At 60.1% G+C, this 20653-nt stretch carries 20 protein-coding genes; 16 read left to right on the top strand and 4 right to left on the bottom strand.

Going from position 1 to position 20653, the window contains the following annotated elements:
• The first annotated feature begins 7 nt into the window (after positions 1 to 7).
• From ACQRCA_RS06045 to ACQRCA_RS06035, 3 genes are all read left to right on the top strand, one after another.
• Entirely contained in the window at positions 8 to 871 is an 864-nt protein-coding gene (locus tag ACQRCA_RS06045; protein ID WP_427719494.1) for a phosphatase PAP2 family protein, read from the top strand.
• 45 nt (positions 872 to 916) lie between these two features.
• Positions 917 to 1942, top strand: coding sequence for a threonine aldolase family protein (locus ACQRCA_RS06040; RefSeq protein WP_427719493.1), 1026 nt, complete (start codon positions 917 to 919; stop codon positions 1940 to 1942).
• 78 nt (positions 1943 to 2020) lie between these two features.
• On the top strand, positions 2021 to 2611 hold the full coding sequence (locus ACQRCA_RS06035; protein WP_118238204.1) for a GNAT family N-acetyltransferase: 591 nt from the start codon (positions 2021 to 2023) through the stop codon (positions 2609 to 2611).
• Positions 2612 to 2632: 21 nt separating this feature from the next.
• On the opposite strand, the gene ACQRCA_RS06030 is transcribed toward ACQRCA_RS06035, so the two are convergent.
• The gene (locus tag ACQRCA_RS06030; RefSeq protein WP_427719492.1) at positions 2633 to 3355 is read right to left on the bottom strand and encodes a GntR family transcriptional regulator; all 723 of its coding nucleotides are present in this window, start codon (positions 3353 to 3355) and stop codon (positions 2633 to 2635) included.
• A gap of 206 nt (positions 3356 to 3561) precedes the next feature.
• Between ACQRCA_RS06030 and ACQRCA_RS06025 the strand changes: the two genes are divergently transcribed.
• From ACQRCA_RS06025 to ACQRCA_RS05970, 12 genes are all read left to right on the top strand, one after another.
• The gene (locus tag ACQRCA_RS06025; RefSeq protein ID WP_427719490.1) at positions 3562 to 4554 is read left to right on the top strand and encodes an SIS domain-containing protein; all 993 of its coding nucleotides are present in this window, start codon (positions 3562 to 3564) and stop codon (positions 4552 to 4554) included.
• A 437-nt stretch (positions 4555 to 4991) separates the two neighbouring features.
• A complete protein-coding gene (locus ACQRCA_RS06020; protein WP_427719488.1) occupies positions 4992 to 6074 on the top strand; it encodes a DMT family transporter in 1083 nt (360 codons plus the stop codon).
• A 183-nt stretch (positions 6075 to 6257) separates the two neighbouring features.
• Positions 6258 to 7181, top strand: coding sequence for a PTS mannose/fructose/sorbose transporter subunit IIAB (locus tag ACQRCA_RS06015; RefSeq protein WP_427719486.1), 924 nt, complete (start codon positions 6258 to 6260; stop codon positions 7179 to 7181).
• Positions 7182 to 7217: 36 nt separating this feature from the next.
• Positions 7218 to 8012, top strand: a complete 795-nt coding sequence (locus ACQRCA_RS06010; RefSeq protein ID WP_154518546.1) for a PTS mannose/fructose/sorbose/N-acetylgalactosamine transporter subunit IIC — start codon at positions 7218 to 7220, stop codon at positions 8010 to 8012.
• Between the two features lie 13 nt (positions 8013 to 8025).
• On the top strand, positions 8026 to 8859 hold the full coding sequence (locus ACQRCA_RS06005; RefSeq protein ID WP_427719484.1) for a PTS system mannose/fructose/sorbose family transporter subunit IID: 834 nt from the start codon (positions 8026 to 8028) through the stop codon (positions 8857 to 8859).
• 198 nt (positions 8860 to 9057) lie between these two features.
• A complete protein-coding gene (locus ACQRCA_RS06000; protein ID WP_427719482.1) occupies positions 9058 to 10041 on the top strand; it encodes an SIS domain-containing protein in 984 nt (327 codons plus the stop codon).
• A 160-nt stretch (positions 10042 to 10201) separates the two neighbouring features.
• A complete protein-coding gene (locus tag ACQRCA_RS05995; protein ID WP_427719480.1) occupies positions 10202 to 10831 on the top strand; it encodes an HAD family hydrolase in 630 nt (209 codons plus the stop codon).
• Between the two features lie 206 nt (positions 10832 to 11037).
• On the top strand, positions 11038 to 12045 hold the full coding sequence (locus tag ACQRCA_RS05990; RefSeq protein ID WP_427719479.1) for a YitT family protein: 1008 nt from the start codon (positions 11038 to 11040) through the stop codon (positions 12043 to 12045).
• A gap of 142 nt (positions 12046 to 12187) precedes the next feature.
• A complete protein-coding gene (locus tag ACQRCA_RS05985) occupies positions 12188 to 12907 on the top strand; it encodes a GntR family transcriptional regulator (protein WP_427719478.1) in 720 nt (239 codons plus the stop codon).
• Between the two features lie 437 nt (positions 12908 to 13344).
• A complete protein-coding gene (locus tag ACQRCA_RS05980) occupies positions 13345 to 15327 on the top strand; it encodes a RecQ family ATP-dependent DNA helicase (RefSeq protein WP_427719477.1) in 1983 nt (660 codons plus the stop codon).
• 2 nt (positions 15328 to 15329) lie between these two features.
• The gene (locus tag ACQRCA_RS05975) at positions 15330 to 16085 is read left to right on the top strand and encodes a GntR family transcriptional regulator (RefSeq protein WP_427719476.1); all 756 of its coding nucleotides are present in this window, start codon (positions 15330 to 15332) and stop codon (positions 16083 to 16085) included.
• A gap of 144 nt (positions 16086 to 16229) precedes the next feature.
• Positions 16230 to 17198 (top strand): SIS domain-containing protein, encoded by a 969-nt coding sequence (locus ACQRCA_RS05970; protein ID WP_427719474.1) that lies wholly within the window; start codon positions 16230 to 16232, stop codon positions 17196 to 17198.
• Positions 17199 to 17579: 381 nt separating this feature from the next.
• On the opposite strand, the gene ACQRCA_RS05965 is transcribed toward ACQRCA_RS05970, so the two are convergent.
• On the bottom strand, positions 17580 to 18557 hold the full coding sequence (locus ACQRCA_RS05965; protein WP_152067319.1) for an L-lactate dehydrogenase: 978 nt from the start codon (positions 18555 to 18557) through the stop codon (positions 17580 to 17582).
• Between the two features lie 211 nt (positions 18558 to 18768).
• Between ACQRCA_RS05965 and metA the strand changes: the two genes are divergently transcribed.
• Positions 18769 to 19695: a homoserine O-acetyltransferase MetA gene (metA, locus tag ACQRCA_RS05960; protein WP_427719472.1), complete on the top strand. Its 927-nt coding sequence runs from the start codon at positions 18769 to 18771 to the stop codon at positions 19693 to 19695.
• A gap of 91 nt (positions 19696 to 19786) precedes the next feature.
• On the opposite strand, the gene ACQRCA_RS05955 is transcribed toward metA, so the two are convergent.
• Positions 19787 to 20383 carry a 5-formyltetrahydrofolate cyclo-ligase gene (locus ACQRCA_RS05955; RefSeq protein WP_427719470.1) on the bottom strand — a complete coding sequence of 199 codons (597 nt, stop codon included), beginning with the start codon at positions 20381 to 20383 and terminating at the stop codon, positions 19787 to 19789.
• A gap of 53 nt (positions 20384 to 20436) precedes the next feature.
• Positions 20437 to 20653 (bottom strand): hypothetical protein (locus tag ACQRCA_RS05950; protein WP_427719468.1); only part of this gene is annotated, 217 nt, incomplete at its 5' end.

Below are 20653 nucleotides of genomic sequence, written 5' to 3'. Positions count from 1 at the left end.
GGAAAGCATGTTCGGGTACATCTATAAGAAAGATGCCGCTGCTATCGCGGTTATCCTTGCCCTCTGCCTGGGCGTGGGCAGTTTCTTCGATTATCAGATCTCGAGCTCGCTGTTCAACATCGGCAGTATGTACGGCCGCTTTATCGAGGCGGCCGGCGAGCTGCCGTTTGAGCTGACGGCGAGCGTCGCGGGCGTTATGCTCGTGCGTGCGGTGCGTCCCGACTCCAGGGGGAGCAAATGGCTCGCCGTGCTCGGCATCCTCGTCAATGTTGGCCTGACCGGCTATGAGATCGTTTCGTCCCTGAGGGTTGGCGGCAAACTCATCGCGGCTCAGTTGGTGCTGACGTTTGTGCTGGCCATCGTCGCCAACCTTATCGTCTATCGCCTCACGCGCACGACCGAGCCCGACGAGCTCACACGCTGGGCGCTCATGGTGCTTGCCGTGTGGGTCGCTCAGGCCATCATCCTCAACGTGATCGTCAAGCCGCTGTGGTCGCGCCCGCGCATGCGCGTGGTCGAGGTGACGCCGGGGCTCGAGTTTCAGCCGTGGTGGGTGATCGGCAACCCCGACAAGCGGGCCTATATTGCCGCCGGTGTAGTCAAGGACGGCTTTAAGTCGTTTGCGAGCGGACACGCGGCGCACGCGGCGATCGGCCTTATGCTCGCCGGGCTTCCCGCAGCGGCCTTTAAGGAAAAGCCGTCGCGCCGTCGTGTGGTCTTTTGGACGGCGGCTGTGGTTGTGGCGTTCGTCGCGTTTGGCCGCATCGTGATCGGAGCGCACTTTTTGAGTGATGTGAGCTGCGGTTTTGCTCTGGTGCTGGCACTTGAGTGCCTTGCCGCGCGCATTGCCTATCCCAGCGGCGTACAATAGCTCCGTTTGAATCATCTGGCCGATACCCGGTAAGAGAGGATTGCCATGCTCGCGTTTAACAACGATTATTCCCACGGCGCACACCCGGCGGTGCTGCAGGCGCTCGTCGACACCAATATGGAGCCGCAGCCCGGATACGGTACCGATGCACATACCGAGCGTGCCAAGCAGCTTATCCGCGAGGCCTGCCAGGCCCCCGATGCCGACGTGTTTTTTCTGGTGGGCGGCACGCAGGCCAACGCGACGGTGATCGACATGCTGCTCGCGCCGTACGAGGGCGTCGTTGCTGCCGAGACTGGCCACGTCGCCTGCCACGAGGCGGGCGCCATCGAGTTTGGCGGCCACAAGGTGCTCACCATCCCCGGCTACGAGGGCAAGATGCACGCCGAGGACCTTGAGAACTATATCCAGGTGTTCTACGAAAACGAGAGCTACGAGCACACGGTGTTCCCGGGTGCCGTGTACGTGAGCCTATCGACCGAGTACGGCACGCTGTACTCCAAGGCCGAGCTCGCGGCGATTCACGCAGTGTGCCAGAAGCGCGAGATTCCGCTGTTTGTGGATGGCGCCCGCCTGGCCTATGCGCTGGCGGCCGATGAGTGCGACATTGCCCTGCCCGAGCTGGCGCAGCTGTGCGATGTGTTCTACATCGGCGGTACCAAGTGCGGCGCGCTCTGCGGCGAGGCTGTGGTGTTCTGCGGTATGCACGCCCCGGCGCATCCCATTCCGCGTATCAAGCAGCATGGCGCGCTGCTTGCCAAAGGCCGCCTGACGGGTGTGCAGTTTGAGGCGCTCTTTACCGACGGCCTGTATTTTGAGATTGGTCGCCAGGCGATCGAGACCGCTCAGGCGCTTCGTCGCGTGCTGCACGAGCGCGGCTACCAGTTCTTTTTGGAGACGCCGACCAACCAGCAGTTTGTGATTCTGCCCAACGAGGACATGGCCCGCATTCGCGAGCATGCCTCGATTGAGTACTGGGAAAAGTACGACGAGACCCACACGGTGGTGCGCTTTTGCACCAGCTGGGCCACGACGCAGGAGGACATCGACGCGTTGGCGGCTGTCCTGTAGCCTGATGTAGTGACAAGGGGCTGCCCTGCGCCTGAGCTTGGCGCAGGGCAGCCTTTGTTTTTGAGGGGGAAGGGTTGTATGACCGAAATGTCCGAGCCGACGATTCGCCTGGCGACGCCCGACGATGCGCCGGCGTTGCTTGCCATCTATGAGCCGTATGTGCGCCAGACGGCGATTACCTGCGAATACGAGGTGCCGAGCGTTGAGGAGTTCGCCGGGCGTATCGAGCGTACGCTCAAGCGCTACCCGTATTTGGTGATGGAGCTGGACGGGCGTCCGGTAGGCTATGCCTATGTGAGCCCGCTCAACAGCCGCGAGGCATACGACTGGTCGGTCGAGACGTCGATCTACCTGGCGCGCGATGTGCGCCACGGCGGGCTGGGCCGCAAGCTGCACGATGCGCTCAAGCAATGCCTGATTGCGATGGGCATCACCAACATGTGCGCGCTCATCGCCGTGCCGCACGACAAGGACGACGAGTATCTGACGCACAACAGTCAGGATTTCCATGCCCATATGGGGTATCGCCTGGTGGGTGCCTTCGACCGCTGCGCCCAAAAGTTCGGTCGCTGGTACGACATGTGTTGGATGGAGTTGGTCCTAGCCGAGCGCACGCCCAACCAACCCAAACCAACCTGGTTCCCCGACCTCCCCAAACCTACCATTTAGGGACAGGTTTATTTTGGCAGGTTAGCCGATGGGCTCGGTGTATTTGGCGCGGTCGGTGCGTTGGATGCGCTTGGAGACATGGAGCGGCCGGCCGTCGGTGTCGTAGACGTAGTCGGTGATCAGGATCAGCGCCTGCCCGCGCTCAACGTTGAGCAAAAACGCCTCGTTTTGCGAGGCATAGCACACCTCAAAGGTCTTATGCCCCTGTGCCGGTGCGCGATGGAACTCCTGTCGCAGCGTGGCGTAGAGCGAACCGTTGATATCGCGATCGATGAGCGTCTCGAAGCTTGGCGGCAGGTAGGTGGTCTCCAGGCACAGCGGCGCGTCGTCCAGGTAGCGCAGGCGGACAAGTTTGACGAGCTTGCTGCCCACGGCGGCGTCAAAGAACTTAGCTATGCTGCCGGCCGCCTTGGCAAAGCCCGAGTCCACGGTGCGCGTGGTGGGCTTCATGCCCTGGCCTTCGACCTGCTTGGTATAGCTCGAAAACACCAGGTTGTTCTCGTGGAGCGCGGGCGTGTCGGCCACAAAGGCGCCACGCCCGCGCTCGGTGCGCACCAGGCCCTCATCAACGAGCACCTTAAGGCCGTGGCGTACGGTGCTGCGTGATAGCCCCGATTCGTCCATGAGTTCCATCTCGGACGGCAGCTTGTCTCCGCGCGCATACGTGCCGGCAGCGATGCGATCGCGCAGCGTGCCCGCCAAGCGCTCGTATTGGGTCAGTTTCTTTTTAGATGTGACGCCCATATTGCCAACCTATATCTAACCTGTATGCTTACCTAAGCAAGCATGTATTTAATAAAACAATAAAACTGCTGGTAGCGAGCTACCGAAAACCACAGCAGCAAAATTTCTAAGACAAATATAGCATACAACTAGTCGACATAACCAAAACATGTATGTAACTTGTATGCCTGTGATGAGCATCAAACGAGAAGAAAGGCTGATGCACGATGACTACTCAGGAACAGGTTAAGGATGTCGTCTCCCAGGTTTTGGCCGACAAGGCAGACAAGGGCGGCATCAAGCGCGTCGTGTGGATTGGCGCCGGCGGATCCAACGGCGGTAACTATCCTGCCCAGTACTTTATGGAGCACGAGGCCACGCAGGTCGTGAGCTCCAGCTACACCAGCAACGAGTTCGTGCACGCCACCCCTGCCTACGTTAACGAGAACACCTTGGCCGTCGTCGTGTCCATGCGCGGCACCAAGGAGACTATCGTCGCCGCCCAGGTCGCCAAGGACCACGGTGCCAGCACCATCGCCATCTATGTCGACGAGTCCGCCCTCACCGAGGTCTGCGACTACAAGATTCAGTACGACAGCCTGGCCGTCGACGAGTCCTGCATGGGCCGCACCAACTCCGCCGTCGTGACCATGATCGCCATGGAGCTCACGCAGCAGACCGAGGGCTATGCCGAGTACGAGACCGCTATGGCCGCCTTCGACTTGGTCGACCCCATCTATCGCAAGGCCGTCGAGTACACCCGTCCGCTCGCTGCCAAGTGGGCCGAGCAGAACGCCGACAAGCCCTGCATCAACGTGATGGCTCAGGGTCCGCTCTTTGGTGCCGCCTACGTCTTTAGCATCTGCAACGTGCAGGAGATGCTACAGATCGACTCCTGCACCATCAACACCTGCGACTTCTTCCATGGCCCCTTCGAGATCCTGGACAAGCGCACCTCGCTGTTCCAGCTCATCAGCGTTGGCCGCAGCCGCTGCAACGACGAGCGCGGCATCCGCTTCGTCAACCAGTACGGTGGCGAGCGCGTCTATCAGCTCGACGCCAAGGAGCTCGGCCTCAACGACATCAAGGACAGCGTGAGCGAATACTTCAACCACCTGATCTTCGCGCCGATCCTCAACAACGTGTACATGCGTGCACTCTCTGCCGTCACCCACAAGGACTATATGACGCGCCGCTACATGTGGAAGCTTGAGTATTAGTTCCGCGGCTCTACGAACCGCGTAACGGCTCGACGCTGCAAACCCGCCAGAGCGGCAATCTGCCTTTCAGCTTCAGCGGCATGACCAGAAGGTCAATGCCGTTTCGCTTCAAGGCACCTTGCCCGCTCTGGCGGGTTTTCGCTGACGTTGCCAAAGCATCGGCGTCGGCTTGGTCCAGATGTGGCAGTTGAGGACGTTCCCTTTCTGCCGGCAGTTGGGGACAGTCCTAGCCGTTGGGTAGTCATTGGGGACGTACTTAAACGACTAGTCATTGGGGACGTTCCTGAATGACTAGTCGTTTAAGTACCTCCCCAACGAGTACCAATGACCATGTTGGGGAGCAGATTTTTCCGTTCGGCGATTTGTGGCTTGAAAAATGTATATAACGACTATAACGTAGTATGAAACATATTGGAAACAATACCGAGGAGGCTGCGTTGAAGAAAAGCAATCTGGGCTATGTGCTGGTGCTGATCGCCGCGCTTATGTGGGGCAGCATCGGAATCTTTGTAAACGGCATCTCGGCCATGGGTGTTTCGTCTCAGAGCATGGCGGCCTTTCGCCTGTTGTCGGGTGCCGTCTTAATGGCTCCGGTCTTGGCGTTCATGGGTTGCCAGGGAGGTGCTCGTGAGGGAAAAGCATCGGGCCCCCTGGCCCTGTTCAAGGCAAGCCCTAAAGAGCTTGTTCCCTGCGCGCTTGTCGGTATCGTCGGTTTGGCCGCCGCCAACACCTGCTATTACGAGTGCATGGGCGAGGTGGGCATGTCCACGGCCTCGGTGCTGCTCTACACCTCGCCGGTGTTTGGCGTCATGCTCGGCCGCGTGCTTTATCGCGAGGACGTGACCCCTAACAAGCTCGTTGCCATTGTCTTTAATATCGTTGGCTGCGTGCTTGCAGTGACCAATGGCGACCTTTCCGGTTTTCATTTTTCGGTTTGGGGCGTCACGTCGGGTGTGATTGCAGGCCTTTGTGGTGCGTCGCTCGCGGTGTTTAGCCGAATAGCAACCAAGACGGTCCACCCGCTGGCAGTCACGTTTTGGGGCTTTGTTTTTGGCGGTGCGGTTATGGCGGCTATCGCGGCTCCGTGGCCAGATGTCGCCGCGGCAATGTCGCCACAGCTGCTGCTGCTGTTCCTTGGCTTTGGACTCATCCCCACAGCCGTGGCTTACATCTTATATATGCAGGGTCTGTCCATGGGGCTCGAGACGTCGAAAGTTCCCGTCGTAATGTCATTTGAGACAGTTGTCACCGTACTGCTGGGCATTGGTGTCTACGCCGAGCCCGCCGGCGCGATCAAAGTCCTGGGCATCGTGCTGGTGCTCGCGTCCATCCTGATTATGAATACCGACTTCTCCAAGCTGCGCAACAGTGTGTTTGTCGGCCATGTCATTGAGAGTATGACCTTTAAGCCCAACGCGTGGTGGACGGAGAAATCGCAGGACATGGATCTGTTTAAGGAACGCACCGGCATCGCGCTGGAGCCCACCGTACAGGAAAGTCCCTGGTACTTCGTGCGATAGGGAATTGCGTGCGGCATCCGACCTGGGGTTATCCAGCCAGTGCCCGCCTACCCAGCCCCAACGTTTCGAGTACGTTAAACCCGTAAACGGTCGATTTTTAACCGCGAACGGTCTTTGTACTAATTATCAATGTAAGTAGCGTATAAGACGTTATAATGACCATAACGAAAAGGAGGAGGCAAGATGAATCAGATCATTCTCGCATCTCATGGCGGCCTGGCCGCAGGCGCCAAAGACACGCTCGAGATGGTTCTCGGCGACGTGTCGAACGTCCACGTCGTGTCGCTTGCTCGTGACGACAAGGAGCCCATCACCAATAAGGTGGACGCCATGATCGCCACGTTCAACGCGGACGACACCGTCTATGTGCTGACCGATATGCTCGGCAGCTCGGTCAACAACAGCATGGTCGAGCTTTCCAAGAACGGCACGAAGTTCACGGTTGTCAGCGGTTTCAACATCCCGCTGGCGCTCACGCTCGCTATGAGCCCCGCCCCCGTCAAGGGCACCGAGCTCGCGGCCCTCATCAACGAGGCCCGCACTGGTCTGACCAACCCCAACGCACCGGTCGAGGCCGTCGCGGCTCCCGCCAAGAAGGCCAAGGCGTCCCGTCACAGCTCCGGTCCCGCCAAGATCGTCCTCGCACGTCTTGACTACCGTCTACTGCACGGCCAGGTCGTCTTTACCTGGACCACCAAGGTTCAGGCCGAGCGCATCATCGTCGTCGACAACGCTGCCGCCAACGATGACATCAAGAAGGGCGCTCTTAAGCTGGCCAAGCCCCAGGGCGTGCGCCTGAACGTCTTCACCGTCGAGCGCGCCCTCGCCAAGATGGACAAGCTCAACACCCTTGGCGAGCGCGTCATGTTCGTCTTTGGCAACACTGCCGAGATGCTGCAGTTCTGCCAGGGCTACAAGCTCGACGCCATCAACCTGGGCGCCACCGCCAACCACGACGGTGCCGATCAGGTCGGCGGCAAGGACAGCTCCGTCTTCCTCGACGCCACGCAGAAGGCCGACATCAACCAGCTGCTCGACATGGGCATCAAGCTCTATGTCCAGCAGACCCCCACGTATCAGAGCGTCGACATCGACGCCAAGCTGTAGTCAACCAGGCTTTTGCCTGACTGAAAGGAGAAGGGTATGAATACGTTCATCAGTGCGGTGCTCGTCGGCCTCGTCGGCGTGTTCTGCATGTGGGACTCCCGCCTGCTCGGTCGTCTTAACTTCGAGCAGCCCCTCGTTGGCGCTACGCTCGTCGGTCTGCTGCTGGGCGATGTGCCCACCGGCCTTGCCGTCGGTGCCGCCGTCGAGCTCGTGTCCATGGGCCTGGTGCAGGTCGGTGCTGCCGTTCCGCCCGATATGGTCCTGGGCGGCATCGTGGCCGCTGCCTTTGCGTGCCTGACCGATGCTTCCGCCGAGACTGCCATGACGATCGCCATCCCGGTCGCCGTCCTGGGTCAGCTCCTCGGCATCGTGTTCCGTTCCATCATCGCCGCCCTCACCCATGTGGCAGATAGCGCGATCGATAACGGAAAGTTCAAGACCGCCTACCGTATGCACATCTGCGTCGGCACTGGTCTGTACGCCGTCATGTACTTCCTGCCGATCTTCCTCGCCGTCTTTGTTGGCACCGACCTGGTTCAGGCCATCGTCAACATGGTCCCCGAGTGGCTGTCCACTGGTCTTAACGTTTCGACCAAGATCATGACCGCCTACGGCTTGGCCCTGCTGCTCACCATGATGATCAAGAAGGGTATGACTCCGTTCCTGTTCATCGGCTTCCTGCTCGCCGCTTACCTCAACCTGTCCGTCATCGCGGTCGCTCTGATCGGTGTGTGCCTGGCTGTCGTCTTCATGGGCTTCAAGTTCAACGGTTCCCATGCAGCCGCCGGTGTCGATTCCGACTACGATCCGCTCGAAGACGACGAAGACTAAGGAGGAACACACTATGGCAACCGCAACCAAGGACGTGTCCCTGAACAAGAAGGTCAGCCAGTTCTTCTGGCGCTCCTGGGCCATCCAGGCCTCTTGGAACTACGAGCGTCAGATGAACATGGGCTTCCTCTATGGCATGGTTCCCACGCTCGATCGCCTCTATCCGGATGAGTCCGACCCCAAGCAGCTCGCTGCCAAGAAAGAGGCTTACCGCCGTCACATGGCGTTCTACAACTGCACTCCGCAGACGAGCGCTTTCGTCCTGGGCCTCGCCGCCTCCATGGAGGAGGAGTACGCCAAGGATCCCGAGAACTTCGATCCCGATTCGATCAACGCGGTCAAGACCTCCCTCATGGGCCCGCTTTCCGGCATCGGTGACTCCTTCTTCCAGGGCACCATCCGCGTTATCGCCTTTGGTCTGGGCGTTCAGCTGGCTCAGCAGGGCTCCATCATGGGCCCGATCCTGGCCATGCTCATCTCCATCGTCCCCTCTGTGCTGATCACTTGGTTCGCAGCCAAGATGGGCTATCAGGGCGGCCACGAGTACCTGAGCAAGCTTCAGGGCGGCGACCTCATGGAGAAGCTCATGTATGTCTGCGGCATCGTGGGTCTTATGTCCGTGGGCGGCATGATCGCTACGCTGATCGGCGCCACCACCCCGCTGCAGTTCGCTGAGGGCACCGTCGTTATCCAGGACATCCTGGACGGCATGATGCCCCAGATGATCTCCCTTGGCCTCACCGGCCTTATGTACTGGCTCATCAAGAAGAACGTCAACACCGGTTGGCTTCTTGTGATCGCCATCGTGGGCGGCATCGCCCTCTCCGCGGCCGGCATTCTGGCCTAGTCGCGCCCAAGCGTCTAACCGCTTTCCCCGGGGAGCCTGCCTGGCATCCCATACCCCAGGCAGGCTCCCATCCCTAAATGTGTCAAAGGGACAGTCCCTATGTCACATCTTCAATGGGCCGGCGACTCGGTCCAAATCACGGTAGCCCTGCGCACGTCCGGCAAAGTGGCGTCGCAAAAATCGAAAGGAATGTGTCAGATGTACGAGATCGACCTTAACCTCCCTAAGCAGATCGTCGCTGACGTCCTGTCCAACCACGAGATCCACAGCGTCGCCTTCGTCGGCTGCGGCGCTTCCATGTCCGACCTTTACCCCGCCAAGTACTTCCTGGCCAACAACACGGACAAGCTGAACGTTCAGATCTTCACCGCAAACGAGTTCAACTACGACACGCCGTCCTGGGTCAACGAGCACACCTTCGTGATCACCTGCTCCCTCGGTGGCTCCACGCCCGAGACCGTCGAGGCCAACAAGACCGCCAAGAAGCACAACTGCCCGGTCGTCTCCCTCACCAACAAGGCCGGCTCCGCTCTGACCGTCGACGCCGACCACGTCATCATCCACGGCTTCCACGCCAACTACGCTGCCAAGTGCGAGAAGCCCGGCTATGCCATCGCTCTTGCTCTCGAGATCCTTCAGCAGACCGAGGGCTATGACCACTACGAGGACATGATCACCGGCCTCACCAACATCTTCGAGCTCTGCGAGAACGCCGCTCAGTCCGCCAAGGGTCTTGCCAAGCAGTTCGCTCAGGACTTCAAGGACGACAAGATGATCTACTTCATGGCCTCCGGTGCCTCCGAGAAGATGGCTTATTCTCACGCCGCCTTCTTGTTCACCGAGATGCAGTGGATCGACGCCGCCGCCTACAACACCGGCGAGTACTTCCACGGCCCGTTCGAGGTTTCCACCGAGGGTAAGCCCTACGTCTTCTTCATGTCCGATGGCGCTACCCGTCCGATGGACGCCCGCGCCCTCACCTTCCTTAAGCGCATGGGCGCCAAGGTCGCTCTGATCGACGCCAAGGACTACGGCCTGGCCGACGCCGTGCCCGCGAGTGTCGTCACCTACTTCAACCCGCTGCTGCACCTCGCCGTTATGCGCGAGTACGGCAACCAGCTCGCCGAGGCCCGTCAGCACCCGCTGACCATGCGTCGCTACATGTGGAAGCTTTCCTACTAATCACAAGTAAGTAGACCTTACGGGTTGATTGAGAGGGGATGGGGTTTGTGCCCTGTCCCCTTTTCTGCTTTGGGGAGGGCGTGCCCGTTGCGCTGCAAAACCCCAGATAAAACCTACCAAAATAAACCTGTCCCTTTTTGGCAGGTGGAAGGAGGAGCGTATGATCAAGGCAGTGCTGTTTGACATGGACGGCGTGCTGGTCGATACCGAGTGGTTCTACAACTGTCGCCGCGTGGCGTTTATGGAAGAGAAGGGGTTCCACTTTGACGAGATCCCCGACCTTTCGGGGTCTAACGAGCCGGCCATTTGGAAGGCGCTGGTGCCCGACGATGTTGAGCTGCGTGAGCGCCTGCGCGTGGAGTACAAGCAGGTCTACAGCCCGCACCACCCCGTTCCGTATGCCGAGCTTCTCAACGAGCAGACAGAGCCGGTGATGCGTGAGCTGCATGAGCGCGGTGTGAAGTGTGCCATCGCGAGCTCGTCCTATCGCGAGCTGATCGACGAGCTGGTGGAGATTGCCGGCATCGCCGACGTGCTGGACTACACCATCAGCGGTCACGAGTGCAGTGCGTTTAAGCCCGACCCCGAGATCTACCAGCGTGCCATGGAGGCGCTGGGGGTGGAGCCTGCCGAGTGCCTGGTTATCGAGGATTCGCCTCTGGGCATCGAGGCTGGCAAGCGCTCTGGCGCCCGCGTCCTGGCGCTGCGTCCGCACGAGGGCGTCAACCTGGACCAGTCTGCCGCCGACGTTGTCATTGACAATCTGTGTGACATCCTACCTGCCATTTAGGGACAGGTTTATTTTGGCAGGTTTTATCTGGGCAAATGCTGAATTCGCCGTGAAGGGATCGCTCTCTTCACGGCGTTTTTCTTTTGAGCGGCCTCACGGTCCTTCTGATGGTTGTCGAGAGAGGGTGAATTGAGGCGCCCCCGCACGCTCCATGCTACAATCGCGGGCATGCCCCACAACTATATCTGCCTTCGAAAGGAGCCTGCGTGGCGGATGCCATCGATCAGCTCACGGACCGCGTGCTCGTACTCGGCCGCCTCACCATCGTCCGCCGTGCCATTACTGCCGTGGCAGTCACGGTCTCTGCCGTTCTCCAGACATTCCTGATCCAGGCGTTCATTTGGCCCGCTGACCTGCTTCCGAGTGGTCTTACCGGCGTCGCGGTCCTTCTCGATCGCGTTACCTCGCTAGGTGGCGTTCACATCGACATTTCGCTCGGTATGCTCGCACTCAACATCCCCGTGGCGCTCCTATGCTGGAACGGCATTAGCAAGCGCTTCGTCATCTTCTCGATGATGCAGGTCGTGCTCTCGTCGCTGTTCCTCAACGTTTTTCATTTCGCTCCATTTTTGGGCGACAAGATCATGCTCATCATTTTTGGCGGCGTGGTCTCGGGCCTGGGTGCTGCCATCGCGCTTAAGTCCGGCGCATCCACCGGCGGCACCGACTTTATCGCGTTGTGGGTTTCCAACCACACGGGCAAGACCATCTGGGGCGTCATCTTTGGCTTTAACTGCTTTATCCTGGCAATCTTTGGTTTTATGTTTGGCTGGGACAAGGCGGCGTATTCCATTGTGTTTCAGTTTATTTCGACCAAGACCATCGACAGTTTCTATCATCGCTACGATCGTGTGACGCTGCAGATCACGACGCGTAAGGCAGACGAGGTCATGACTGCCTACGTAAACCATTTTCAGCACGGTATTAGCTGCGCCGAGGTCGTCGGCGGATACAGCCGCGAGAAGATGTACCTGCTGCACACCGTTGTCTCGACCTACGAGAGCCAGGACATTATCAGGCTGGTATGCGAGGTTGATCCCGGCGCCGTGATCAACGTGTTCCACACGCTCAACTTTGTGGGCGGTTGGTGGGGCGGTCATGTTGACGAACCCATGCCCACGGCCGTTCCCGATCCCGACAAGCCCGCACGCATGGCCAGCAGGCAGGTGCGCCTCAGCGAACAGGACAGCTTGCAGCAGGACGACGGCAAGTAAGGTATTTGGCATTTTGCCGGCTCTGCTCAATCCTGTCCCTTTTTGGTAGGGAGGGTGTATCGTTTTATCGTTATGAGGTAACATAAAACTAGACGTTATATACGTATTTGTTATTCTGATATTTCGATAAGAGTGATTAGATATGCCTGCACCCAAAAATGCGCCGCTGTACCAGCAGATTTACGACGAAATCAAGGATTCGATCGAGAAAGGTGTTTATGCACCCAAGGAGCGTATCCCGTCCGAGCTTGAGCTTGCCGAGCAGTACGAGGTGAGCCGTATTACGGTGCGCCGCGCCGTAGAGGAGCTGTGTTCCGATGGCTATCTGGTTAAACAGCAAGGCCGTGGCACGTTTGTCTCCACGCCGCACATCAACCGCCAGTTTCATGCCTCGATGCTGCAGACGTTTACCGCGCTGTGTGCCGACAATGGCATGAAGGCCGGCGCGCATGTAATCGATCGCCAGATCGTTCCGGCGCGCCAAAACGAGATGGAGTTCTTTGGCCTGCAGAAGGATGCGCTGCTGCTGCATATCAAGCGCGTGCGTACGGCCGACGGCGAGCCCATCTTTGAGGAGAACATCTTTGTGCCCTTTGACGCCTACCGTGAGCTGTTGACGGCCGATCTTGAGGACAAGTCGATTTTTGCCGAGGTCGAGCGTGTTGGTGGAACGCCGATTGCCTCGGTTGGCTACCGCACGGTCGAGGCCGTTCGCGCCAATGCCGAGCAGGCGGCCGAGCTGGGCATCGCTCCGCACGATCCGCTGCTCAACCTGCGTGCCGGCTTTACCGGTCCCAATGGCGAGCCGGTTTTGCTCGGCAAGCAGTATTACGTGGGCAGCCGCTACGTCATGGTCATATAAGTTACGCGGTTTTACCAAACCGCGTAACCAGTTGACGCTGCAAGCCCGCCAGAGCGGCAATCTGCCTTTCAACTTCAAAGGCGCGACCAGAAGGTCAGCGCCTTTTCATTTCACGGCACCTTGGCTCAAATGACGGGCGCTCGCTGGCGTTGCCAAAACATCGGCGTTGCCTTGATTCGGGCAGCTAATTTGGGACGGGGCTATTTTGACTACTTTTACATGCAAAGTAGTCAAAATAGCCCCGTCCCAAATTAGCTGCCCTTCACCAAAAAATGAGCGTGGATAATCTCCCGTTTTTTGCTTGGTGACGGGCTCAAAGTGGGAGATTATCCACGCTCGTTCCCATCGGATTACATTGCCCGTGGCCGGCAGCCGTGCGGCACCGGTCCGCGTGGCGGCGTATAATCGGCGGCAGATGACTTGGACGTTAGGAAACCATGACCGATAGCATGCAGCAGATGGCGCTCGACACGCTCGGCGCCTATTTTGGCTACACCTCGTTTCGCCCGGGGCAGGACCGCATGGTCGATGCGATCCTTGCCGGTCGCGATGCGCTGGGTGTTATGCCCACGGGCGCCGGCAAGTCCATTTGCTACCAGGTGCCCGCGCTCATGCTGCCCGGCATCACCTTTGTGGTGAGTCCGCTGCTGTCGCTTATGGAGGATCAGACCCGTGCATTGCTCGCGGCGGGTGCGCGACCCAGCTATCTCAACTCCAGTCTTACTCCGGCCCAGCAAAACACCGTGCTCAAGCGGGCGCGCGAGGGCCGCTACCAGCTTATGTACGTGGCGCCCGAGCGTCTGCTCGAGCCGCGCTTTTTAGCTTTTGCGCGGGAGGCCGCGGCCGCCGCCGGTATTGGCGTGCCGCTCGTGGCCATTGACGAGGCCCACTGCGTAAGCCAGTGGGGCCAGGATTTCCGTCCCGCCTACCTGCAGATTCGCGAGTTCATCGATTCCCTGCCGCAGCGCCCCATCGTGGCGGCCTTTACCGCTACGGCGACCGAGCGCGTGCGTGCGGACATTCAGCAGATGCTCGGCCTGCAAAACCCCGCGACGGTGGTGACGGGCTTCGATCGCAAGAACCTCTACTTTGGCTGCGAGGAGATGGGCGACAAGGCCAAGGCCGCGTGGGTGCGCGACTATGTGATCGCACATTCGAGCGAAAGCGGCATCGTGTATTGCTCGACTCGCAAGACCGTCGATGCGCTGGCAAGCGAGCTTGCCGAGGCGCTGGGCTCCAGCGGCATTCGCGTTGGCCGCTACCATGCCGGCATGGGCAACGACGCCCGCCGGCAAAGCCAGCGCGCCTTTATCGACGACGATATCCAGGTAATGGTTGCCACCAACGCCTTTGGCATGGGTATCGACAAGCCCAACGTGCGCTACGTGATTCACAACAACGTGCCCGAGAGCATCGAGGCGTACTACCAGGAGGCGGGCCGCGCCGGCCGCGATGGAGACCCAGCTAGCTGCCATTTGCTGTGGAACGGCAATGATTTTCGCATGCGTCGCTTTTTGATCGATCGCGGCGATGCTGCCGACGAGGCGCTCGATGACGAGCAACGCGCGTGGGCGCTCCAGAATCGATACCGCCTGCTCAGCCAGATGGAGGGCTACTGCAATACCACCGGCTGCCTGCGCGAATACATGCTGCGCTACTTTGGCGACGAGGCTGCGGCCGAGCATACCGCCGCAGCCGGTGCTAGCGGTGCCGCCACGGACGACGCCGAGGGCTGCGGCAACTGCAGCAACTGCCTCACGCAGTTCGAGGTCGAGGACGTCACCGATATGGCCCGCGCCGCCGTGCGCTATGTGGCTACGCGTCCCATGCGTTTTGGCAAGTCGCTGATCGCCGACGTGCTCCACGGCGGCAACACCGAGCGCATTCGCCAGATGCATCTGGACGAGGACCGCGGCTACGGTGAGCTGTCGAGCGAATCGGTCGGGCGCATCAAGGACATCATCGGCCAGCTGTGTGGCCGCGGTTATTTGGCAACCTCACAGGGACAGTACCCGGTCGTGGGGCTGGGCCCGCGTGCCGGCGAGGTCGAGGACGAGGCGTTTGCCTTTACCGTTAAGCGTCGTGCATCCAAGCGCAAGGCCTCGGCCCGCGCCCTCCGTGCGGTGGATCTGCTGCGCGAGGAGGCCGAGTTGGATCAGCGCCCGCGCGTGGGCGACGATGCCGAGCTGTTCGAGCGCTTGCGTGCACTCCGCAAGGAGATTTCGATCGAGCTGGAGATGGCGCCGTACATGGTCTTCTCCGATAAGGCCCTGCGCGGTCTGTGCCGCCTGCGCCCTCAGACGCGCGACGAGCTTATCCGGGTCAACGGCATTGGCGAGAAAAAAGCCGACGCCTTTGGCGAGCAGTTTATGGCGGCGATTGAAGAGTTTGAATCCGAGCATGCACGGGATGGAGCGTAACGATGGTAGCCGATAGCAAGACCGACCGTATTGACGTGTCCGCCGTGCCGCTGTACCAGCAGGTTATGGACGACCTAAAGGGCGAGATCGCGCGTGGCGTGTACGCTGCCGGCTCGCGCATTCCTTCCGAGATGGAGCTCGCGAAGTCCTACGGCGTGGGGCGCATTACCGTGCGTCGCGCCATTGAGGAGTTGTCGCGCGCGGGATATCTCAACCGTCAGCAGGGGAGGGGCACGTTTGTGTGTGCGCCCAAGCTCAAGCGCAAGATTGTCCAGAAAGGCGACGTCCAGAGTTTTACCGAGGCCTGCGCTGCCAACGACATGGCGGCCGGAGCGCGCCTGGTGTCGCGCACGGTGGTTGCGGCGACGCGCGAGGACGCGGCGTTTTTTGGCGTGGAACCCGGCTGCGAGCTCATCGTGGTCGAGCGCGTGCGCACGGCCGATGGCGTGCCCGTCATGCTCGAGAACAACGCCTTTGTGCTGGCCGACCATCCCTATCTGCAGCAGCTTGCCGACGAGGACCTCGCCGACAATTCGATTTTTGCGCTCGTTGCCGTGCATTCGGGCCGCGCACCGCTCAAGTCCGATCCCTGTACCGTGGAGATCGCGCTCGCCGATGCTCAGACGGTCCCGCTGTTGGAGGTGCCGGTCGGCGAGCCGCTCTTTTATATGGAGGCGTACTTTACCGATGCGGACGAGCGGCCCTTGCTGCTCGGGCGCCAAAAGATCGTGGGGTCGCGCTACGTGTTCGACATCTAACGTCCATAGATAGAACAATACAGAACAAGTTTGGTGAAATGAATTCACCTGCGACAGCTTGCGTGCTATAAATAGGACAACATAGAACGACCGCAGGTACGAGCTGTCGCCGCTCAAAGCCGCCACACAGGGAGGAATGTCACCGTGAACGCACACGATCTGGTTCAGGAAATTATCGAGCGCAAGGGTAAGATCGAGAATGTCTTTTGGATCGCCTGCGGCGGTTCGATGATTGACCTTATGCCGGCCAATGAGCTGCTCAAGCGCGAGGCAACCACGTTTACTTCGACAGTCTACACGGCGCGCGAGTTTTGCCTTATGGCCCCCAAGAGCCTAGGGCCGAAGTCACTCGTCATCGCCTGTAGCCACAGCGGTAACACGCAAGAGGTCGTCGACGGCTGCGAGATGGCGCTGGCCGCCGGTGCCGAGGTCGTGACTATGACTGACTACGCGGGCTCCAAGATCGATAACGGCAAGTGGACCACCTGGGTTTACCCGTGGGGCAAGGGCGAGTCGCAGGCCGAAGTTCCGCAGGGCATCGGCGCTCTGATCGCCGCCGAGCTGCTCGACCAGCAGGAGGGCTACGAGGCGCTCGCCGACATGTACGCCGGCCTTAAGCAGATGGACACACTGCTGCCCGCTGCCCGCGAGAAGGTCAACGCCGAGCTGGGCGATCGCTTTGCCGAGCTCTGCCAGCAGCACAAGTTCTTCTATATCCTGGGCTCCGGCCCCAACTTTAGCCAGACCTACGCCATGGCCATCTGCTCGCTCATGGAGATGCAGTGGCAGCACTGCTGCTACATCCACTCCGGCGAGTATTTCCACGGTCCCTTCGAGGCTACCGAGCCCGGCGTGTTCTACTTTGTGCAGCTTGGCGCTGGCGAGTGCCGCCCCATGGAGGAGCGCGCACTGGCATTTCTCAACACGCACACCGATACAGTCATGGTGCTCGATGCGCTTGAGTACGGCGTGGGCGAGGTGCCTGCCAGCGTGCGTTCGTACCTGGAGCCGATCTTCTTCTATGCGATGAGCTGTGAGCTGCGCGCCGCCCGCGGCAAGGTATTTGACCACAGCCCCGAGGTTCGCCGCTACATGGGCGTCGAGCAGTACTAGGTAACGGGGAACGCGATTTTTCATGACGGGGCCTTCGCCAAGCGCGGGCCCCGTTTGCGTTACGGCGCCCCTTTCTGTTTGTCGAAAACGAAGTCAAATACTTTTCCCGAGAAGTGAACGACCTATTTTGGACCCCCGAAGCATCGACATTTTTTGACGCCAAAACAGCAGGAAAATCTTAATGAAACTGCAGGAAATGGTCTCCACAAAGTGCCGATGCTTCGAGGGCTCGTTTTTGCTCGTTCACTTTTCGGGAAAAGTATTAGACCTAAATCTGCAGGCGTGTCGCGTGAGTCAAAAAGCGGGCCGCGCCGGTGGGTTTCCGGCGCGGCCCGCTTTACATTGTGTCCGTATGAGTGAGTCGTTGCATCAACCGGCGGACTACTTGGCGTCGTAGGCCTCGGCGTCCCACCAGTCGAGCTGGGCGATGTTGTCGCGGATGTGCTGACAGCTCTTGTGGAAGCCCTCGAGCTCGTGCTCGGAAAGGTCGAGCGTGTAGACCTCCTCGACGCCCTCGGCGCCGATCACGCACGGCAGGGAGGTAAAGATGCCCTCCTCGCCATACTGGCCGGTCATAAGCGTAGAGGCCGAAAGCACGGCGTGCTCGTTGTGCAGCACGGCGGCGCAGACGCGCGCGGCGGAGTTGGCAACGGCGTACTCGGTGCACTGCTTGCCGGCGTAGGTCACATAGCCGCCCTTGCGTGCGAGCTCCTCGACCTCCATGTGGTCGAAGGCGTACTTGTCGGGGTTCTCGGCCTGAAGCTCGTTGAGGCTCTTGCCGGCGATGGTTGCGGCCTTAAAGGCGGCCAGCTGGCTAAAGCCATGCTCGCCGATCATGTAGGCGTCGATGGACTTGGGGCTCACCCCGACCTTCTTGGAGATCTCGGTGCGCAGGCGGGCAGAGTCCAGGCCACAGCCCGAGCCGATGATCTTCTTGGGGTCGTAGCCGGTCAGATGCCACAGCTCGGTGCACACGACGTCGCAGGGGTTGGAGATGCTCACGAAGATGCCGTCGAAGCCGGCATCGACGATGCGCTTGGCAAAGGTGCGGGCGGCGTCGGTGGTAAAGAACAGCTCGCCGTCGCGGTTGCCGGCGGCCAGTGCGACCTTGCCGGCGGCGTTGACGATGACGTCGCAGCAGGCCAGCTCCTCGTAGTGGTCGTAGCAGTTGACGATCTTGGTGTTGTACGGGACAAACGAAAGGGAGTCGCGCAGGTCTTGGACCTCGGACGTCACCTTTGCCTCGTTGATATCGCAGAGGTACAGCTCATCGGCAATGCCCTGCATGAGCAGGCTGTTGGCGACATGTGCTCCTACGTGGCCCTGGCCGACCACACCGATCTTACGCGTCTGGTACATATTCATATCCTTTCGGCCGAGTTTTTCGCATCGAACCATTGTAGCGTCCTGCTGCCACTTTGCTAGGCTAAAGCGCCGTAGATTTTTGGGACATGCCTTAATCTCTACTTTTGGAGTGATTTGGGCCGCTGACGGTGTCTCGGGGCGATGCACTCGCGCGGATGGGGCCGCTCGTTGTACCATAGCTGCAACTGACTCGTAAGGAGCATCCATGCCCATTCGCATCCCCGACGCCCTCCCTGCCGCCGCGCAGCTCGAGAGCGAGAACATCTTTGTCATGACCGAGTACCGCGCGCTGCACCAGGACATCCGTCCGCTGCGCGTGCTCATCCTCAACCTCATGCCAACCAAGATCGCCACCGAGACGCAGATCATGCGCAAGCTCTCCAACACGCCGCTGCAGGTAGAGGTGGACCTGCTACGCACCAAGACGCACGAGGCCACGCACGTGAGTGCCGGCCACCTGGAGACGTTCTACCGTACATTCGACGACATCCGTGATATCCACTACGACGGCCTGATCATCACGGGCGCGCCGGTGGAGCAGATGCCGTTCGAGGAGGTCGACTACTGGCCCGAGCTCTGCCAGATCATGGATTGGTCCACCACGCACGTGCACTCTACACTGCATATTTGCTGGGGTGCACAGGCAGGGCTCTACCATCATTACGGTATCCAGAAGTGCGACCTGCCGGCCAAGGCGAGTGGCGTGTTTGAGCATTATCTGGTGAAGCCGCAAAGCCCGCTGGTCCGCGGCTTTGACGACCGCTTCTATGCCGTGCATTCACGCAATACCGATGTGCGCCGCGAGGACGTGGAGGCCGAGCCGCAGCTTGAGGTCGTGGCCGTATCAGACGAGGTGGGCCTGTACATCGTCAAGTCGACCGACAGCCGCCGCTTCTTTGTCTTTGGCCATCCCGAGTACGATACCGACACGCTGCGCCTGGAGTACGAGCGCGACGTGAAGCGCGGGCTCAACCCCCAGGTGCCGGCGCATTACTTCCCAGGTGACGACCCCACCGCCGAGCCGCGCAACGTCTGGCGCAGCCAGGCCCAGCTGCTCTACACCAACTGGCTCAACTACTACGTCTACCAGACCACGCCCTACGACCTGGCCCGCGCCGGCGAGGAGCACTAGGCTACGGCCGCGGTTGCGGTTGTGGCTTCGGCTGCGGCGTGACGAGCGTGGATTTTCGGATGCTCATCTTGCGGGTGCGATACAACGGCGGTTAGGCGCTGATGATGTGGGGTAGCGGCAGGTCGTGGGTGTCGGTGGGAACGTGGTCGACACGCTGCTCGTCAAAGGCGATGCCGATGATTTGGCATTCGGGCGAGAGCGTGGGCAGGTAGCGGTCGTAGCAGCCGCCGCCATAGCCCAGGCGTGCGCCGGTGTGGTCGAAGGCTACGAGCGGCACGACGATCATATCGAGCGCCTCGGCAGGCACGATAGGAAAGCGGCTGCTGTCGACGTCCGTGGCTGCGAAGGCCCGCGTAGGGTGGGCGATAAACGGGGCCTCGGACGCATCGCCGGCAGCAACTGCCCGCATGCACATGCGCTGGCCACAAGCCACGGTGTCAGCTGCCGAGAACATGCACGGATAGGCCACGCGCCAGCCGTGTTTTGCGGCCGTTGCGGCAAACGCGGCAGGATCTGCCTCGGAGCCCATGGCGGCATAGACGGCAACGGTGCGCGGGGCCGCGGGACCCGAGCCGCCCAGCAACTCAACGAGCCGCGCGCATACAGCAGCAGACTTTGCCGCCCGCATATCCAAATCTAGAGCGTCGCGCCGGGCAATTACCGCCCGCCGCAACTCGGCCTTATCCATCCCGGCCCCTCTCTCAAACCTACCAAAAAGGGACAGGTTTATTTTGGTAGGTTTTATCTGGTCAAATGTCGAAACCACCACGCAAACCATCGCAAGGGGAGCAGCTCATGGACACCTTCGTGGGTTTTGACGAAGAGTGGGTGTTCGCGGCGGTGTGTCTCGATCTGTAACAGTAACTCGGCAAAATCGGGCCTAGATGTTACAGATTTAGACAAAGGGCCGGCGTCATCCGAAAACGTCTCGATTTGTAACATCTGGAGCCAATATTGC

Source organism: Collinsella sp. SGI.095, from assembly GCF_050314535.1.
In the GTDB taxonomy this organism is placed as follows: domain Bacteria; phylum Actinomycetota; class Coriobacteriia; order Coriobacteriales; family Coriobacteriaceae; genus Collinsella.
The sequence above is the reverse complement of the archived record's forward strand: the minus strand, read 5'-3'. Positions and strand labels throughout refer to the sequence as shown.

Bases quoted from the DNA above. Each gene is read 5' to 3' on its own strand.
- ACQRCA_RS06025 (WP_427719490.1), top strand. From the start codon at position 3,562: ATGACTACTCAGGAACAGGTTAAGGATGTCGTCTCCCAGGTTTTGGCC.
- ACQRCA_RS06035 (WP_118238204.1), top strand. From the start codon at position 2,021: ATGACCGAAATGTCCGAGCCGACGATTCGCCTGGCGACGCCCGACGAT.
- ACQRCA_RS06040 (WP_427719493.1), top strand. From the start codon at position 917: ATGCTCGCGTTTAACAACGATTATTCCCACGGCGCACACCCGGCGGTG.
- ACQRCA_RS05955 (WP_427719470.1), bottom strand. From the start codon at position 20,383: ATGGATAAGGCCGAGTTGCGGCGGGCGGTAATTGCCCGGCGCGACGCT.
- ACQRCA_RS06045 (WP_427719494.1), top strand. From the start codon at position 8: ATGTTCGGGTACATCTATAAGAAAGATGCCGCTGCTATCGCGGTTATC.
- ACQRCA_RS05985 (WP_427719478.1), top strand. From the start codon at position 12,188: ATGCCTGCACCCAAAAATGCGCCGCTGTACCAGCAGATTTACGACGAA.
- ACQRCA_RS06030 (WP_427719492.1), bottom strand. From the start codon at position 3,355: ATGGGCGTCACATCTAAAAAGAAACTGACCCAATACGAGCGCTTGGCG.
- ACQRCA_RS06000 (WP_427719482.1), top strand. From the start codon at position 9,058: ATGTACGAGATCGACCTTAACCTCCCTAAGCAGATCGTCGCTGACGTC.
- ACQRCA_RS05995 (WP_427719480.1), top strand. From the start codon at position 10,202: ATGATCAAGGCAGTGCTGTTTGACATGGACGGCGTGCTGGTCGATACC.
- metA (WP_427719472.1), top strand. From the start codon at position 18,769: ATGCCCATTCGCATCCCCGACGCCCTCCCTGCCGCCGCGCAGCTCGAG.
- ACQRCA_RS06010 (WP_154518546.1), top strand. From the start codon at position 7,218: ATGAATACGTTCATCAGTGCGGTGCTCGTCGGCCTCGTCGGCGTGTTC.
- ACQRCA_RS06005 (WP_427719484.1), top strand. From the start codon at position 8,026: ATGGCAACCGCAACCAAGGACGTGTCCCTGAACAAGAAGGTCAGCCAG.
- ACQRCA_RS05965 (WP_152067319.1), bottom strand. From the start codon at position 18,557: ATGTACCAGACGCGTAAGATCGGTGTGGTCGGCCAGGGCCACGTAGGA.
- ACQRCA_RS05975 (WP_427719476.1), top strand. From the start codon at position 15,330: ATGGTAGCCGATAGCAAGACCGACCGTATTGACGTGTCCGCCGTGCCG.
- ACQRCA_RS05980 (WP_427719477.1), top strand. From the start codon at position 13,345: ATGACCGATAGCATGCAGCAGATGGCGCTCGACACGCTCGGCGCCTAT.
- ACQRCA_RS06015 (WP_427719486.1), top strand. From the start codon at position 6,258: ATGAATCAGATCATTCTCGCATCTCATGGCGGCCTGGCCGCAGGCGCC.